Annotated in this window: 13 protein-coding genes; 3 read left to right on the top strand and 10 right to left on the bottom strand. The window is 74.7% G+C overall.

Going from position 1 to position 16,332, the window contains the following annotated elements; all coding sequences use genetic code 11:
• The first annotated feature begins 307 nt into the window (after window positions 1–307).
• On the top strand, window positions 308–901 hold the full coding sequence (locus K7C98_RS34440) for a TetR/AcrR family transcriptional regulator (RefSeq protein WP_224196089.1): 594 nt from the start codon (window positions 308–310) through the stop codon (window positions 899–901).
• Here K7C98_RS34440 and amrB read toward each other — a convergent pair.
• The 3 genes from amrB to K7C98_RS34425 are packed head-to-tail and all read right to left on the bottom strand — an operon-like array spanning window position 873 to window position 5,243.
• Entirely contained in the window at window positions 873–2,153 is a 1,281-nt protein-coding gene (gene amrB, locus K7C98_RS34435; protein WP_224196088.1) for an AmmeMemoRadiSam system protein B, read from the bottom strand. The two genes, K7C98_RS34440 and amrB, sit on opposite strands and share 29 nt — an antisense overlap.
• A gap of 2 nt (window positions 2,154–2,155) precedes the next feature.
• Window positions 2,156–3,850 (bottom strand): hypothetical protein, encoded by a 1,695-nt coding sequence (locus K7C98_RS34430; RefSeq protein WP_224196087.1) that lies wholly within the window; start codon window positions 3,848–3,850, stop codon window positions 2,156–2,158.
• Between the two features lie 28 nt (window positions 3,851–3,878).
• Entirely contained in the window at window positions 3,879–5,243 is a 1,365-nt protein-coding gene (locus K7C98_RS34425) for a hypothetical protein (RefSeq protein ID WP_224196086.1), read from the bottom strand.
• An 80-nt stretch (window positions 5,244–5,323) separates the two neighbouring features.
• On the opposite strand from K7C98_RS34425, the gene queA reads away from it, so the two are divergent.
• Window positions 5,324–6,355: a tRNA preQ1(34) S-adenosylmethionine ribosyltransferase-isomerase QueA gene (gene queA, locus K7C98_RS34420; protein ID WP_224196085.1), complete on the top strand. Its 1,032-nt coding sequence runs from the start codon at window positions 5,324–5,326 to the stop codon at window positions 6,353–6,355.
• Window positions 6,356–6,779: 424 nt separating this feature from the next.
• Here queA and K7C98_RS34415 read toward each other — a convergent pair whose 3' ends face one another.
• The 5 genes from K7C98_RS34415 to K7C98_RS34395 form a co-directional block, all read right to left on the bottom strand.
• On the bottom strand, window positions 6,780–7,655 hold the full coding sequence (locus tag K7C98_RS34415) for an undecaprenyl-diphosphate phosphatase (RefSeq protein ID WP_224196084.1): 876 nt from the start codon (window positions 7,653–7,655) through the stop codon (window positions 6,780–6,782).
• Complete coding sequence (hflX, locus tag K7C98_RS34410) at window positions 7,655–9,397, bottom strand: GTPase HflX (RefSeq protein WP_224196083.1); 1,743 nt, start codon at window positions 9,395–9,397, stop codon at window positions 7,655–7,657. Before hflX ends, K7C98_RS34415 begins: the two co-directional genes overlap by 1 nt.
• A 34-nt stretch (window positions 9,398–9,431) precedes the next feature.
• Window positions 9,432–11,210, bottom strand: coding sequence for a response regulator (locus K7C98_RS34405; protein WP_224196082.1), 1,779 nt, complete (start codon window positions 11,208–11,210; stop codon window positions 9,432–9,434).
• Window positions 11,211–11,367: 157 nt separating this feature from the next.
• Window positions 11,368–11,745: a response regulator gene (locus K7C98_RS34400; protein WP_224196081.1), complete on the bottom strand. Its 378-nt coding sequence runs from the start codon at window positions 11,743–11,745 to the stop codon at window positions 11,368–11,370.
• A gap of 34 nt (window positions 11,746–11,779) precedes the next feature.
• Window positions 11,780–14,308 (bottom strand): AAA family ATPase, encoded by a 2,529-nt coding sequence (locus K7C98_RS34395; protein ID WP_224196080.1) that lies wholly within the window; start codon window positions 14,306–14,308, stop codon window positions 11,780–11,782.
• Window positions 14,309–14,406: 98 nt separating this feature from the next.
• Here K7C98_RS34395 and K7C98_RS34390 point away from each other — a divergent pair, with 98 nt between their 5' ends.
• On the top strand, window positions 14,407–14,742 hold the full coding sequence (locus tag K7C98_RS34390; RefSeq protein ID WP_224196079.1) for a (2Fe-2S) ferredoxin domain-containing protein: 336 nt from the start codon (window positions 14,407–14,409) through the stop codon (window positions 14,740–14,742).
• A 371-nt stretch (window positions 14,743–15,113) separates the two neighbouring features.
• Here the strand turns inward: K7C98_RS34390 and K7C98_RS34385 are convergent, their stop codons facing one another.
• Window positions 15,114–15,626 (bottom strand): biopolymer transporter ExbD, encoded by a 513-nt coding sequence (locus K7C98_RS34385; protein ID WP_224196078.1) that lies wholly within the window; start codon window positions 15,624–15,626, stop codon window positions 15,114–15,116.
• A gap of 168 nt (window positions 15,627–15,794) precedes the next feature.
• Entirely contained in the window at window positions 15,795–16,274 is a 480-nt protein-coding gene (locus K7C98_RS34380) for a cupin domain-containing protein (RefSeq protein WP_224196077.1), read from the bottom strand.
• Window positions 16,275–16,332 lie beyond the last annotated feature (58 nt).

Here is a 16,332-nt window from a genome sequence, read left to right as displayed (position 1 = left end):
GACGCGCGACTTAGTGTCTTATTCAGGAGGGGGTCTGGCCAAGGGGTAGCCTCGCGCGGGGCGGCATCGCCCGCCAGCAGGGAGCTCACGGCGACGGAGATCGACGCGTGCGAGGGCCGATACCGCCCGCGCGCCGCGGCGGGGCCGATCCGGCGGCCTGGCCACCTCTACGCGGCCGTTCGCGGCGAGAGGGCCATTATCACCCGTCGTCTGTGAGGGTGCGAGGCGGCTTTACAGACCGGTGGGGGTCTCCGTTAGCGTGGAGGCCGGGGGCGCTGGCCAGGCGCCGGGAGGGTGGGGAGCAGCGATGACACGCCAGAAGATCGACGACCAGCGCAAGCAGCAGATCAGGGCTGCGGCGACGCGGTGCTTCGTGCGCCGCGGCTACTCCTCGACGCGGCTCCTGGACATCGCCCGCGACGCCGGCCTCAGCAAGGGCGGGGTTTACTTCCACTACAAGGCCAAAGAGTCGCTGTTCCACGACATCCTGGACGCGCAGCTCCTGGCCCTGCAAGAGCGCTGGGCGGCGGACATCCCGCCGGACCTGCCGGCCGACCGGGCGCTCGCGCAGGTGGCGAGCAACCACCTCCGCCTGTTCGTGGAGCACGGCGACGAGGCCAAGCTCTGCAACTTGCTGGTGACGATGTCGGGCCAGATCCAGGAGTACCGCGAGAAGCTCGAGAAGACGTTCGCCGAGATGCGCACGGCCTACGCCGAGATCGTGCGCCGCGGCGTCGAGCAGGGCGTGCTGGCCGGGGACCCGCAGGTGGTGGCCCGCGGCATCATCGCCGTGATCTACGGGCTGGCGGCCCAGGCGTCGGTCGACCCGCAGGGCCGGATCCCGCTGACGGTCGAGCAGGCCGTCGAGCAGATCATGAGGCTCGCAGGCTCGCGGGTCTGAAGTCGTCGTCGTCGCCGAGGTCGACGGGCCGCGTGAAGCGGACCCCGCCGAGGCCGACCCACCCGTCGTCGGGACCGACCGGGCGGCCGGAGGCGTAGGCGACGAGGTCGGCCCCGTAGCCGACAGGGAACAGACGCGCAGCGGTGACGAGGGCCGCGGTGCCGCTCGGCGGGTCGAGGCCCGGGACGCCCTTGCAGCAGCGCTCCAGCTGCTCGGGCCGCGCGTCGGCCAGAGCGGCCAGGCAGGCCCGATCGCGGGCCACGAGGGCGGCGGCCCGCTCCCGCGTCAGCGGCGCGCGCCCGTAGGCCGGCCCCTCGTGGCCGAGCTCGGCGGTCACCCACCAGAGCACGCGCCTGTCCTCGAGGACATGCTCCATGGTGGCGAGGAAGCCCTCGACCGGGCCGCCGTCGTCGAGCTCGATCGCGCCGGGCCCGCACAGCACCGGGAGTACCGGAGGACATGCTCCATCGTACAGGTGCTGAAGGACAGCCGCGGCGAGCTCGAGGCTCAGCGCCTCGCGGTGGCGGATCTCCTCGCGCCGGATCCACGGCAGGCGGCGGTCGAGCGCGCGGACCAGCGCCGGGTCGCTGGCCAGCTCGCCGCGCGGGGTGGCGTAGCGCTTGTCGGTGATGACGAACGGCTGCAGGCCGGGGTGGTAGTCGGTGCCGAGGACGACGACGAGGTCGATGTCGCGGGCGCGCGGCAGGCCGCGCAGGACCTCGTCGCCGAGGCCGGCGGCGGCGTGGACGGCGGCCTCGGGCGGGGCGGCGCCGGTGCCCGGCAGCGGCTGGTGCGGCAGGAGCACGCCGAGGGTGTCGCTGGTGTCGGCGAGCCTGGCCGAAGGGTCAGGTAGTGCGGCGGCCAGGGCGGCGGCGAGGGCAACCGGGTCGTCGGGGTAGAGCAGGCCGGCCCAGCGCGGCCGCCTGACCGGGTTGGCGAGGAACTCGCGGTGGATGGCCTCCCAGCGGGCGCGGAAGGCGTCGTCGTCGAGGTAGCCGGCGCTCTCGAGGTCGCGCACCAGCGCCTCGAGGTCGGCGAGCGGGATGTCGATGATGCCGCGCATCGCCAGCGACTGGCGCAGCTGCGGCACGGTGCGCTGGCCGTCGAGCGCGTCGAGGATGACGGAGGCCTCCTGGGGGAAGGCGACCTGCTCGCTGAGACCGGTCGGGTCGCGCAGGACGATCAGCGCCTCGTCGCCGCGCTGCAGCGCCATGCGCTCGACCTTGCGGAGCCTGGGCTTGTCGGTGGCCATCGTCAGTTGCCCGCGCAGGGGTCGTCGAGGTCGGGGAACAGGCCGCGGACGGCCCGCTGGGCGATCGTGGCCAGCTCCTGGCGCTTGCTCGCGGCGCACAGGGCCGTGCGCACGTCGTCGGAGGGGGCCGCCTCGTCGTCGGCGTAGCGCTGCAGGGCGCGCACGAGGCGGAGCGCGACCGCGAGGTCGTCGGTGCTGCGCAGCACGGCGGCGACGACGTCGGCGCCGGCGCTGCCGTGGCGGTCGACGAGCTGGCGCGCGGCCTCGGCCCGCCGGTCGACGTTTTGCTCGGCGCTGACGACCACGGCCTGCAGCGCGGCGAAGGCGTCGGGACCGCCGCAGCGGCCGAGCGCGGCGATGACCTCGCGCGCGACGGCGGCGTCGGCCTCGAAGGTGTTGCCGGAGGTGCTGGTGCCGTCGCGCAGCCGGCGGAGGACGCCCGCGGAGCACGGGCCGTCGACGCGGGCGAGCGCGGCGGCGCGGACCTCGGGCCAGGCGTGGCGCTGGCTGACGTCGAGCCAGGCGCCGTCGGCCGGCAGGGTGGCGACGGAGAAGGCCGCGACGGCGACCCGCGGCGCGTCGGCGCCGGTGAGCTGCAGGCGGTCGACGACGGCGGCGGCAGGGCCGGGCTCGAGCCCGGCGAGGGCGAGGCTGCCGAGGATCTCGCTGCGCAGCTCGACGCGCTTGTCGGCGGGCAGGTGCTGCTCGGCGAGGCGCGCGAGCACCGTCTGCGCCGCGGGGTCGCTACGACGGGCGACGAGCACGCGGAGCGCGGCGACGCGGGCGGCGAACTCGGCGGCGGCGTCCTCGGCGAGGGCGGCCGCGCGCCGGGTGAACGGAGCGTCGTCGCTGCCGCCGATCGCGGCGCGCAGCAGCACGAGGCCGGGCAGGCGCGCCGGTTCGCCGGCCTCGATCGCGGCGTCGACGACCTGCACGAGCTGGGCCCGCTCGCCGGCGGACGCGTGCGCGCGCCGGGCGATCGCCTGGCGCAGCGCGGCGCGCAGGCTCGGCGTGCCGAGGCCGACCAGCGCGACGAGCTCGGGCAGCTTGTCGGCCGGCGTGACGGCGACGAGGTCGGCGAGCAAGAGGCCGCGCAGCTCCTCGCTGAACGACTTCTCGGCCACGAGCCCGGTGAGCGCGGGCGCGGCCGCCGGGCCCTGGGCGCGCAAGATCTCGCGCCACGGTTCGGCGGCCGGCAGCTCGATGCCCTGCTCCTGCGACTGCTTGACCGCGGCGGCGACGTCGCGGCGCATGGCGTCGGCGAACAGCGGGACGTCTTCGGGGCGGGCGATGCCGCCGAGCAGAGCGAGCAGGCGGCGCTGCTCGACCGCGGTGGGCGCGGGCGTGGCGGTCATGCGCGCGGTGACCAGCGGCGCGGCGACGGTCGGGTGCTGCTCGAGCCGCGCGCGGGCCTGCAGGTAGTCTTGGCCGCGGCCGGTCAGCACGAGCTCGATGTCGGCGCGGGCCTGCTCGGGGCCGTAGGTCGGCGCGGGGGCCGGCGCGGGCTCGGGCGCGGGGGGCTTGGCCTTGCCGCCGCGGGCCGGCGCGAGGGCCAGCAGAGGGCCTGGACTTTCGGACATGCCCGAACGCACCTGGCCGTCAGGACCTGCGCCGAGGGACATGCGCGGACCGCCAGGCGCCGCGCCGGCGAGCGCGAGCCAGGCGATCAGCGAGAGGGCCGACAGGGGGGTCGCCACGGGGGACAAGACTGCCACGCCTCGCCGCTCAGCGCAGCACGATCGTCTCGATCTGCCGGCGCGACATGACGTACGACAGGAGGAGCGCGCGCTTGTCCGTGGCTTGAGTCACGTCGAGCAGGCGCAGGAAGTCGGCGCTCTCGGAGTCGGCCTCGGCCTGGTTGGCGATCATCCGCTGGACGACCTCGACGAGCGCGCCGGCCTTGAGCGGGGTGTCGGTCGGCATGCGGAGGAAGAAGCCGAAGTACTCGTGGGCCACGCCGGCCATCTGCAGGCCCTCGGGGCGCGGCAGCAGCAGCTGGAGCAGGCCGCGGCGGCCCTTCGACATGCCGCCGAAGCCGAGCTCGCGGACGGCGGCCTCGGTGGCGACGGCGAAGAAGCCGGCGTCGACGGGCACGCCGACGACGAGGCGGTCGACCTCGCGGGGCAGCGTGCGCTTGCCGCGGGCGTAGTTGGCGGCGATCTCGTTCATGACGCCCGGCGGCGCGACGACCAGCTCGCCGCCGTCGAGCACGCGCAGCAGCACCTCGCCGTTCTGGTAGCGCAGCGGCGTGAGCGCATAGGCCCGTTCGCCGCGCGGGAGCAGGCGGCCGGCGGCGACCGCGGCCTCGAGCTTGGCGGGGAGGTCGGGGATCTCGATGATCGCGGCGGAGCGGGTGAAGTCGCCGTGCGCGAGGGCGAACGCGCCGCGGGTCCAGACCGCCGCGGTGTCGTCGCCGAGGGCGCGCGCGACCTGGCAGGTGGCGTCGGCGAACACCGGCTCGGGCCGGCGCGGCCGCCCCTCGGCCTCGGCCTGGGCGCGCCGCTTCTTGTACGCCTCGGTCCGCTTGTGCTCCTCGGCGACGACGTCCGACATGGCCTTTTGGACAGTCACACCTGTCTCTCGGGCCTTGCGCTGGGCCTTGCGGAGGATCCGGACGTCGTCGAGCTGGGCGCGCACGTGCGGGTCGCAGGTCATGACGTACTCGGCGATCTCGTCGAGCTGCTTGGCCAGCGGCGCGGCCATGAGGCGCTGCATGTGGGCGTGGAAGACGACGTCGAAGTCCTTCGGCAGGAAGCGGGCGGTGTAGGGCAGGTGGCCGCGGCGGGTGTCGGTCTTGCCGGCGTCCCAGAAGCGGCGCAGCGCGGCCTTGAGGTCCTCGGGTCGATCCTCTTTCTCGTACAGCTTGACGAGGCGCAGGAGGCCGTCGGTGACGAGCTCGCGGCGATCGGTGCGCTCGTCGAGCAGCTCCTCGAAGTGCTCGATCGCGCAGTCGCGGCGCTCGATCTCCTCCATGCAGTGCACGCCCTTGCGGTGCAGGCGCTCGGCGCTCGACTCGCCGCCGCGGACCGACGCGGGCGCCAGGGCGAGCAGGGCGAGGGAGGCGGCGGCGAGGAGCGTGCGGGCGGACACTGCGGCGAGGATGGCACCGTCGCGCGGCGCGGACCACTTGTGCGCGCCGGCGCGGGTGTGTCAAAACCCGCGCGCGAGCGATGGGTCCCGAAGCCTACGACTACGTGTTGCCGTCCGAGCAGATCGCCCAGACGCCCGCGGCGCGGCGCGGCGATGCCCGCATGCTGGTGCAGCGCGACGCGGGGGCGCCGGTCCACGCGTATGCGCGTGAGCTGCCGCGCTTCCTCGACCCGCGCGCGCTGGTCGTGGTCAACGACTCGCGGGTGGTGCCGGCGCGGCTGCGGGTGCTGCACAACGGGCGCGAGCTGGAGCTGCTGGTCTGCGATCCGCGGCCGGGGCTGTCGCCGGGGCAGACGTTCCGCGCGTGGGTCCGCGGGGCCAAGCGGCTGCGGGCCGGCGACGTGGTGCGCTGCGGCGAGTGGGTGGCCCGCTACGTCGAGCCCGACGCCGTCGACCCGCGGGCGCGGGTGTTCTGCGTCGAGGCCGGCGAGTGGATGGGCGCGCTCACGAGCCGCGGCGAGGTGCCGCTGCCGCCGTACATCCGCCGGCCCGCGGGGCCGACCGACGAGGACGCGTCGCGCTACCAGACGATCTACGCGGCCCAGCCGGGCTCGGTGGCCGCGCCGACGGCCGGGCTGCACTGGGAGCCCGAGGTGCTGGCGCAGCTCGACGTCGTGCGGGTGACGCTGCACGTCGGTCCGGGCACGTTCCTGCCGCTCGAGGCCGAGGATGTCCGCGAGCACAAGGTCGGCGCCGAGCGGGTCGAGCTCGACGCGGGGGCGGCGAGCCGGATCGCGGCGGCGAAGGCCGAGGGCCGGCCGGTCGTGGCCGTCGGCACCACGGCCACGCGCGCGCTCGAGTCGGTCGCCCGCGCCGGCGAGATCGCGCCGTTCTCCGGCACGACCGACCTGGTGATCGCGCCCGGCTTCGAGTTCAAGGTGGTCGACGCGATCGTCACCAACTTCCACCTGCCGCGCAGCTCGCTGCTGATGCTGGTGTGCTGCCTCGGCGGGCGCGAGCGGGTGCTGGCGGCCTACGCCGAGGCGGTGGCCGCCGGCTACCGCTTCTACTCGTACGGCGACTGCATGCTGCTCACGCGGGCCGGCGGCTGAGCCGTCGGTAGGGCATGCTCGTACGGGCATGTCGTGATGGGCATGTCTACAAGGTTATGGTGGATCGGTCCTGTTCTTTAGGACAGGTAGAAACGAAGCCGGACGCGCCGCACTCGCCGCCGCTCCGTGAGGCTCCCGCGCGGCGACAAGCGGGGCCGGCGACGCTCTTCGCAGGCGGGCACGGAGCGGCGGAGTGGGACGCCGGCGGGAGGGGCCGCAGGCAACCGCGCGCAGGCGCCATCGTCCGTGAGGCACGTACGAACCTGTCCTCAACGACAGATCGATATCGAAGCCCGAGGGCGCCGAGCACGTTGCCTGGGAGGGCCCCGCCGAAGCGAGGGACCCGCTCCGCCGCTCCGTGCCCGCCGTCACCCAGAACTCCACGGCCCCGCGCCTCCGGCCCCGCGATTTCCCGGACAGGCTCCTAGCCGAGGGCGAGGACGGCGAGGCCGAGGACGACGAGGTAGGGCACGAAGGGCACCACGCCGACGCGGACCAGCAGGACCAGCAGCACGCGCAGGGTGGCGACGCCGACGACGAAGCTGACGAAGAAGCCGACGACGAAGGCGAGCGGGTCGACGGCGGGCAGGCCCTCCTTCATCAGGTCGAGCGCCTCCTTGAGCGCGGCGCCGAGGATGGCGGGGATCGCCAGCAGGAACGAGAAGCGCGCGGCCGGCAGGCGGCCGAGGCCGAGGCCCATGGCGGCGGCGATCGTCGAGCCGCTGCGCGAGATGCCGGGCAGGATGGCGACGAGCTGCGCGAGGCCGATGAGCAGCGCCTGCAGCGGCCGCGGGACCTCCTGCGGGCTCCGGCGCCGGCGGGTCAGCCACTCGGCCAGGCCGAGCATCGCCGCGGTGACGAGGAAGCAGGCGCCGATGGCCCGGGGGTGGTGCTCGGCGGCGATGACGAGGTTCTCGACCGGCGGGGCGAGGGCGGCGGCCAGCGGCAAGGTGCCGAGGACGAGCGCGAGCAGCAGCGCTCGCGCGTCGCTCGGTGAGCTGCCCGAGGGGACATGTCCTTCCGAGCCTGGCGCATCGGGCATGTGCTGGGGGACATGTCCCGGACGCAAGACGGCGCGGGCCAGCGCGAGCAGGTCGCCGCGGTAGTGGAACAGGACGGCCAGCAGGGTGCCGGCGTGGACGACGATGTTGAACGAGTGGCCGCCGGCGCCGGCGTCGAGGCCGGCGACGCGCTGGGCCAGGGCGAGGTGGCCGGACGAGGAGATCGGCAGGAACTCGGCCACGCCCTGGAGGGCGCCGAGGAGGGCGGCGAGGCCGAGGTCGAGCTCGGGGGCGGACATCAGGGCTCGTCACCCGTGAACGTGGCCGCGCGCTCGATCATTCCGCGCTCCCACAGGTGCGTCTCGATGGCGTGCATGAGCGGGAAGGTGCTGCGGCGGTCGATCGCGCTGATGAAGAAGGTGTCGGGGCCGGCGTCCTCGCGGCGGGCGGCCAGCTCCTCCGGCGCGAGCAGGTCGCACTTGTTGAACACGAGCAGGCGCGGGACCTTGCCGGCGCCGAGGTCGCCGAGGATCGCCTCGACGGCGGCGCGCTGCTGGTCGCGGTCGGGGTCGCTGGCGTCGACGACGAGCAGCAGCAGGTCGGCGTCGGCGACCTCCTCGAGGGTGGCGCTGAACGCCTGCAGCAGGGCCGGCGGGAGGTCGCGGATGAAGCCGACGGTGTCGAGCAGGACGACCTCGCGGTCCTCGGGGAAGCGGATCCGGCGGACGGTCGGGTCGAGGGTGGCGAACAGCTTGTTCTCGGCCAGGACCTCGCTCTGGGTCACGGTGTTGAGCAGGCTCGACTTGCCGGCGTTGGTGTAGCCGACGATCGCGACCACCGGGACGTTGGTGCTGCGGCGCAGCGCGCGGCGCTGGTCGCGACGCTGGCGCAGCTCGGCGAGGCGGCGCGTCAGGGCGCTTATCCGCTCCTTGGCGCGGCGGCGATCGATCTCGAGCTTGGTCTCGCCGGGGCCGCGCCCGCCGATCCCGCCGGCGAGCCGCGACATCGCGGTGCCCTTGCCGACCATGCGCGGCAACATGTAGCGCAGCTGGGCCAGCTCGACCTGCAGCTTGCCGTCGGCGCTGCGGGCGTGCTGGGCGAAGATGTCGAGGATCAGCGTGGTGCGATCGATGACCTTGAGCTCGGTCTCGTCGGCGATCGCGTGCGCCTGCGAGGGCGTGAGGTCGGGGTCGCAGATCAGGAGCTCGCAGTCCTGCTCGAGCGCGCGGACGATGACCTCGCGCAGCTTGCCCTGGCCGAAGAAGGTGCGCGGGTCGGGCTGCGGGCGCCGCTGGGTCACGAGGTCCATCAGCTGGATGCCGGCGGTGCGGCACAGCTCGCGCAGCTCGCTGATCCGCGCCGGGACCTCGGGGCCGCCGCCGTGGATCACCAGCGCGGTCGCCTTGGTGCCGCGCGCCTCGGCCCGCGCGTCGGTGGTCGCGGCGACGAGCTTGGCCTCGAGCTCGCGGATGAAGCCGGTGAAGTCGATCGGCAGGTCGGGCGCGTCGGCTGGCGGGGGCGTCTCGTCGTCGGGTCGGGTCGACAGATCGCGGCTGAGCGTCGAGACAGGTACTCTCGGCCAGGTCCGCAGCGTGAACACCTCGGCGGCCCCGGGCGCGGCCGGGGTGAGGCTGGCGAGGTCGAGCTGGATGCCGGCGGGGCCGCGGTGCACGCCGGCGACGAGGTCGAGGCGCAGCTTGGCGAGGTCGGCCAGCTCCTCGCGCGTGAGCGGGTCGGGCACGAGGTGGGTGACGATCAGGCGGACGCCGCGCAAGCGGCCGAGGGCGCCGCGGACGCGGGCGAACTCCGGCAGGCTGAGGCTGTGCGCGTCGCCGAGGATGACGCGCTCGACCTGGCCGCGGCGGTCGATGAAGAGGCCGAGCTGACGCCCGAGCTGGTGCGAGAGGTCGAGCAGGTCGCGCGCGAGGGCGGCCGAGATGACGCGGTCGGCGGGGACGCGGCGCTCGCCGAGGCGCTGGAGGGCGCGCGACTGGCTGCTCTTCAGGTTGGCGGTGTCGCCGTGGATGCGGTCGGCGCTCAAGCGATCGATCCTCGCAGATGACCTTCAGGATAGGTCAGGTCAGGTCGTCGTCCTCGAGCAGCTTGAGGCCGACGGCGAGGGCCTGCTGGGCGCGCTGGGCGGCGTCGCGGCGGCGGGCCAGCAGGGTCTCGGAGCGGTCGAGCTGAGCGCCGAGCTCGTCGACCTGATGCTCGAGGCCGGCGATCCGCCGGTTGGCGTCGGCGGCCGCGTCCTCGGCCTGGGCGCGGCTGTCGGCGAGGGCGGCCTGCAGCGCGCCGATCTCGCCGCGCGCGGTCTCCTCGGTCTGCGCCAGCGTCTGCTGCAGCTGCTGGATCTCCCGCCGCGCCGCCTCCTCGGTGGCGGCCAGCGTTTGGGTCAGCTGGCTGATCTGCAGGCGGGCGTTCTCCTCGGTCTCCATGATCGTCTGCGCCACGCGCTCGCGCTCTTGCTGGGCCTGATCGCGCAGGGTCGCGATCTGGCCGTGGAGCTGGTTGACGGTGGCGCGGTGGTCCTGCTCGCGGTCGTCGATCTCGGCCTGGTGCTGGCGGGCCAGCGACTCGAGCGCGGCGACCCGCTCGATCTCCGCGTCGGCGAGGACGCGCTCCATCTCCTGGCGGTGCTGCTCGAGCTGGGCCTCGAGCTCGGCGACGCTCTTGCGCGCGCCCTCGAAGCCGTCGACGAGGCTGGTGACCTGACCGCTGGACTCGAGCAGCTGCGCGCTCAGGCGCTCGCGCTCGGCCTCGAGCTCGGTGATGGTCACGGCCTGGCTCTCGACGCGCTGCTGGGCCTCGGCGAGGGCGATGGCGGCCTTGTCGCGGTCCTGGGCGTTCTGGGCGCGGACGGCGGCGAACTCGGTCTCGGTGTCCTTGAGCTTCTTCTGCAGCACCTCGAGGCGGGTCTTGACGCCCTCCTCGCGCTTGAGCGCGGTCTGCTTGTCGCGCACGGAGGCCTCGACGGCCTCGCGCGACGACAGGATCTGCTCCTGGGCGGCGAGCACCTGGTTCTCGAGCTCGCTGATCTGGGCCTGCAGCTCGCGCTGGAGCTTCTTCGAGTCGAGGATGGTGCGCTCGCGCGACTCGAGCTCGTCCTTGAGGGTCAGGATCTCGCGGCTGCGGGCGTTGAGCTGGCTCCTGAGCTGCAGCACCTCGCGCTGGGCCTTGAAGCCGCCGGCGGCCATGGTGGCGTCGGACATCTCGGAGTCGGGCGGCGGGAGGGCGCCGGAGCCCTCGCGCGGGAGGGCGCTCGAGGGCTCGTCCTGCAGGGCGCTGAAGCCACCCTCGAACTCCTGCTCGAACTGCTGGCGGCTCTCGCCGGCGCGCGCGGGCGGGTCGCGCAGCTCGATCTCGAGGCGCTCTTTTGCACGCAGGGGGCGGGCCGGCCTGGCGGAGGCGGCGGCGGGCGGGTTCGCGCCGGCGCCGGGCCGCGCGGGCCCCGGCGGGGCGTCCTGGGCGGCCTTGGCCTCGCCGATCGGCAGGACGGGGCGGATCGCCGAGATCAGGCGGCTCTCGTCGAGCGGCAGGCGCAGGTAGTCGTCGGCGTGGGTCTTGAGGTTGCGGTGCTGCTCGAACACGTCTTCGCTGACGTTCGAGGAGTACATGATGAGCGGGATCCGCTTGGTGTCCTCGTGGCGCCGCAGGCGGTTGCACACCGAGAAGCCGGAGGTCAGCGGCAGCTCGGCGCGCAAGAAGATGATGTCCGGCGCGGCCTGGCGCGCGACGTTGACAGCTTCAGGCCCGTTCTCCGTGATCGTGAACTCGAAGCCGTACGGGGCCAGGATGTTCTTGAGGGTGGCCGGGGTCTTGCCGTCCGCGTCGATGATCAGCGCTGAGTGCACGTGGGCCAAAATATCCGGCCTTGCTCGCTTCCACCAGGGGCGACGGGCCGGTCCTTGGCGGCCCGCATAACGACGTTCGACGGGCCGGCGCCGCCGCCTGCGACGAGGCTCTTGCGACGACGATCGTCGCGCGGTCACCGCGAGACACGCGCCGGCTTCACGCGCTCACGGAGAGGCACGCGGCGACGGCGGCGTGGACGCGGGCGGGGTCGAAGGGCGCGTGCAAGTAGGCGGTGGCGCGGGTGCGCAGCTTGCTGTGGCCGTCGAAGACTTCGGGTGGGACCTCGGAGCCGTACAGGATGAGCGGGATCGCCCGGGTGTCGTCGTCGCGTCGCAGGCGGTTGCACACCGCGAAGCCGGAGGTGCCCGGCAGCTCGACGCGCAGCAGCACGAGCGCGGGCGCGTGGGCCCGCACCCACGCGACGGCCTCGCCGGGATCGACGAGCACCGCGGCCGGCAGCGAGCGGGCGGCGAGGATCGTCGCCAGGCGGATCGTCAGCCGGGCGTCGGCGTCGATGATGAGGGCGGACGCCACCGCGCCGCACGGTACCACGCGGCGCAGCGATCGACTAGGCGCGCGAGGCCAGCAGGCACAGCGCGCCGGTGTGGTCGAGATCGACCTCGACCTGCATGCCGGCGCGGATCTGGCCGCGCAGGATCGCGTCGGCCAGGAGGGCCTCGACGCTGCGCGTAAGGACATGTCGCAAGGGACGTGCCCCAAGGGACATGTCCTTTCCGCACAGCGAGACGACGTGGCGGGTGGCGGCCTCGGTGAGGCGGTAGCGGATGCCGCGCTCGCGCAGCAGGCGGTCGGAGGAGGCGCGGACCAGGCGGGCGCAGATCCGGGCCAGCTGCTCGCCGCCGAGCGGGTGGAGCACCAGCGGGGCCTCGATGCGGTTCCACAGCTCGACCGGGAAGGCGGCGCGGGCGGCCTCGAGCACGCGGGCCTCGTCGAGGCGGGCGTCGCCGGTGGCGTCGAGGCAGGTGGCGCCGAGGTTCGAGGTCATGATGATCGCGGCGTGGCGGAAGTCGATGGTGCGGCCGCGGCCGTCGGTGAGCCGGCCCTCGTCGAACACCTGCAGCAGCAGCTGGTGGACGTCGCGGTGGGCCTTCTCGATCTCGTCGAGGAGGACGACGCAGTGCGGCTGCTTGAGCAGCGGGTCGGTCAGCGCGCCGCCCTGCTCGTGGCCGACGTAGCCGGGCGGGGCGCCGACGATCCGCGCGACCGCGTGGGCCTCGGCGTACTCGCTCATGTCGAGGCGGACGAACGCGTCGGGGCGGTCGAACAGGGCGCCGCACAGGGCCTTGGCGATCTCGGTCTTGCCGACGCCGCTGGGCCCGAGCAGGAGGACGGTGGCGATCGGGCGCTGCGAGCCGAAGCCGGCCCGGTTCCTGCGGATCAGCTGGGCGACGGCGGCGAGGGCGTGCTCGTGGCCGACGACCTTGCGCGCGAGCTCGGCCTCGAGCTCGAGCATGTCCTGGTGGCCCTGGCCCTCGAGGCGCTCGCGCGGGACGCCGCTGCGCTCGCAGACGATGTCGATCCAGGTGTCGCGCTGGACGGCGCCGCGGCCCTCGCGGGCGGTGCGGGCGCAGGCGAGGTCGAGCAGGTCGAGGCTGCGGCCGGGCTGGGCCAGGCCGGCGAGGAAGCGGTCGGACAGGCGCACGAGCTCGGCGAGGCGACTACCTGACCCGAGAGACAGGCCGTGCTGGGCCAGCACCGCGGGCGCGGCGGCGGCCACGGCGGCGCGCAGGTCGTCGCCCTCGAGCGGCTGGAGGGTGACGAGGTCGAGGGCGGCGGCCAGGCCGGGGGCCCAGGCGCACAGGCGGGCCTGACCCTCGGGCGAGGCGACGGCGACGATCGGCGGCTGTCCCGAAGACCAGGCCTTGGCGAGGGCGCCGAGCAGCGCCGGCGGGCCGTCGCCGCCGAGGCGGTCGAGGTCGTCGAGGATGGCGACGCCGCCCTGCTTGGCGACGGCGGCGAGGTCGGCGCGCAGGCCGTCCTCGTCCTCGTAGCGGGTCGCGGACAGGTAGAAGACCGGCTGGTGCAGCAGGCCGGCGAGGTGCTTGGCGACCAGCGTGCGGCCGCTGCCGGCCGGGCCGACGAGCAGCGGCGGGCGCGGCGAGCGGCGCAGGACGGCGTCGGCGAGGCGCGCCAGCTCGCCCTCGCGGCCGTGCAGCGGCGGCAGGGCCGAGGGGTCGATCGGGCTCAGGCGCTGGCTGCGGGCCTCGGGCTGGGGCGCGGGGGCCGGGCGCGGCTCGGGCTCGCCGGCCGGCGCGACCTGGGCGCCTGGACCTGGCTTGAGGGCCAGGGCCGAGGCGCGGCCCGGCTCGGGGCGGGCGGGCAGGCGCGGCTGGGCGCGGGTCGGCGCGCGCGGGTCTTCGGGCCGGGCGCGGGGGGCGTCGAGGCGGGCGCGGGCCGGGTGGTCTTCGGGCCAGGTGCGGACGTCGGTCGGTCGGGCCGGGCGCGCGGCAGGCTGGCCTTCGGGCCAGGTGCGGGCGCCGCCGCCGCGGGCGGGGCGGGGCGGGGCGTCGCCGGCACCTGTCCGCGGGGACATGTCACTCGCGCGCGCGTCGGCGAGCGAGCGGCGGACCGGGCGCTCGCCGGCGGCGCCGATGGTCGACATGCGCTGGACGACGGGGCGCCGCGGCAGGGCTGTCTCGGAGGACATGCCGGATGGGACATGGCGCGAGGGACCTGTCCCGGTGAGCGCGGCGGCCTCGAGCGCGCGCAGGCGGTCGATCAGCAGCTTGCGCAGGGCGCCGCAGGCGGCGCCGGCCCGCTCGAGCAGCTGGTAGGCGTGCGAGTCGGCGGAGCGGACGAGGGCGAGCAGGAGGTCGAGGTCGGGGTCGGCGGCGCGACCGCCGCGCTGGGTGATCCGCAGGCGCCAGTCGGCCGGCTCGGTCTCGACCTCGGCGTGGAGCTCGTCGACGACGGCGCGCAGGCGGGCGACGTCGAGGCCGTGGGCGGCCAGGACGCCCTGGACCGAGTCGGCGGCGCACAGCGAGAGCAGCAGCTCGCACGAGCAGCCGGCCCGCGGCCCGGCTTGCGAGGTTCGGCGCGAGCCGCTGCGCACGCCAGGCTCCGGGGATCCGATCATGGAGCGAGACGCTACTCGCCGGACCGCGGACCGCCAAAAAACCGGCAGACGGGCGACTTGCGGGGCCTGGGCGTTGTTCGCTACAAGGCCCGGGCGCCATGCGAAGGTTTCAGATCCTCGTCTGCGACGGGCCGAGCTGCGGCATCACCCATGAGAGCGAGCGCCTGGTGACGCTGCTCAAGGCGGGGATCGCGGCCGACCCCGGGCTGAAGCCGCGCTGCCACGTGGTCGCCTACAACTGCTTCGGCCGCTGCAGCGAGGGGCCCAACGTGTTCGTGCGGCCGCTGGCCCCCGGCGAGAACGGGGACGTCGAGCCCCGCGACGTCAGCGGACGCGGGTTCTATCCGGGGGTGACCGAGGAGATGCTGCCGGTCATCCTCGAGCGCCACGCCGGTGAGGGCACGCCCGTGGCGGAGTGGGTCGAGGAGTACTGAGGCGCGCGAGCGCGCGCGGGGCGCGAGAACGCGCGCCGGCGATCCTCATTCAGCGTCGCGGCGAATGCCGCCGCTCGCCGCGCGAGCGCGAGCGTCGCCTCGCGCCTGGGCGGAAGGGCGAGCCGCGCTTCGCGCACGCGTGAGGTCGCGTGAAGCTGCGCCCGTTGCGGGGCCCCCCGACCTGGCGGCGTGGGCGGCCTTGCAGCGGCCCGGAGGCGTCAGGAGACTGCTCGTCAAGGTGAGGCGACCTGCGGGGCACGCGGCCGCGCGGACCTTGGGCCGGCAATGAGATGTTCTCATGGACATGTCTTGTGAGACATGTCCAAAGCACCCGGGCAACGGCGCGGGGGGCGATGCTCGAAGCCGCGGGCTCAGCCGACGCTCTCGATCACCGGCGTCCAGAACAGGCAGCCGTCGCCGGGCTGCTCGCCGCGGGCCCAGCCGCCGAGCTTGCAGCTGTCGCCGCGGAGGACGTCGATGGTGCGGACGAGGACGTCCATCGGCACGTCGCCCTCGGCGGTGATTGTGACGGTCGACTCGGTGGGGAACAGCTGCTTGAGGTCGCGGGCGGCGGCGGCGAGGGCGGCGTAGTCGTAGGCGCCGCCGCTCAGGGGGATCGTGCCCGGGCCGGCGTCGGCGCCGCCGGAGCGGGTGCGGAAGCCGTCGCGGCCGATCGCCACCTTGAAGCCGAGCTCGGGCTGGCCGGGATCCTTCGGCCGCGCGGTCACGTCGCTGACGGTGCGCGGGACGGCGACCGAGATCTGGGCCATGCTGGCGAACTCCATCGCCAGCAGCAAGGCGGGGATCAGCAAGAACATGATGTTCATGACGGGCAGGAGGTCGGCTTGGACGGTCTCTTCCTCGGGCGGCTTGCGGGTGGGCACGGCGGGGTCCTCCGATGGCAGCGATGAGTCAGCTGGCGAAATGGACATGTCGCGACGGACAGGTCGGCCGCCACCGGCCGCACGCGCGTCGCTCGGGAGCGGCAGACAGCGCCGCCCCGGCGAGGTTCCCGGGGAATATTCAGGGCCGCAGGCGCGTGACCGCGATCTTCAGGCGAGGCGGGCGATGACGTCGGCGTGGGCCGGGTGGGCGCGGAGGAGCGCGTCGCGGTCGGCGAATTCGAGGTCGGCGAACTCGAAGCCCGGGGCGACGGTGCAGCCGACGAGCGCCCAGCCGCCCGGCCGCTCGACCTCGGCGCCGAACCACGCGCCGGCGGCCACCCACTGCTGCGGGGCCTCGCCGGCCGCGAGGTCGAGGCCGAGCCGCAGGACGGCGTGGCCGCGCGCGTCGAACACGTGGACCTGGAGCCCGTCGCCGGCGTGGAAGTGCCACAGCTCGTCGCTGCGGATCCGGTGCAGCCGCGAGCGCTCGCCGTGGCGCAGGAGGTAGTAGATCGCGGTCGAGGCGCTGCGCCGCCGGCCGTCGCGCTCGACGGCGAGCCCGGCCCTGTAGGTCTCGCGGTAGTGCCCGCCCTCGGGGTGCGGGACGAGGTGAAGCGCGTCGATCCAGCCCTGGGGGTCGTGTGGCACGGGCGGAGGGTAGCGCGTCTTGCCGCGAGGCGTCATGACGGGCGACGCGAGCGGGACT

Source organism: Nannocystis pusilla, from assembly GCF_020073745.1.
Classification (GTDB): Bacteria; Myxococcota_A; Polyangia; order Nannocystales; family Nannocystaceae; genus Nannocystis; species Nannocystis radixulma.
This window is presented reverse-complemented; position numbering and strand designations above follow the sequence as displayed.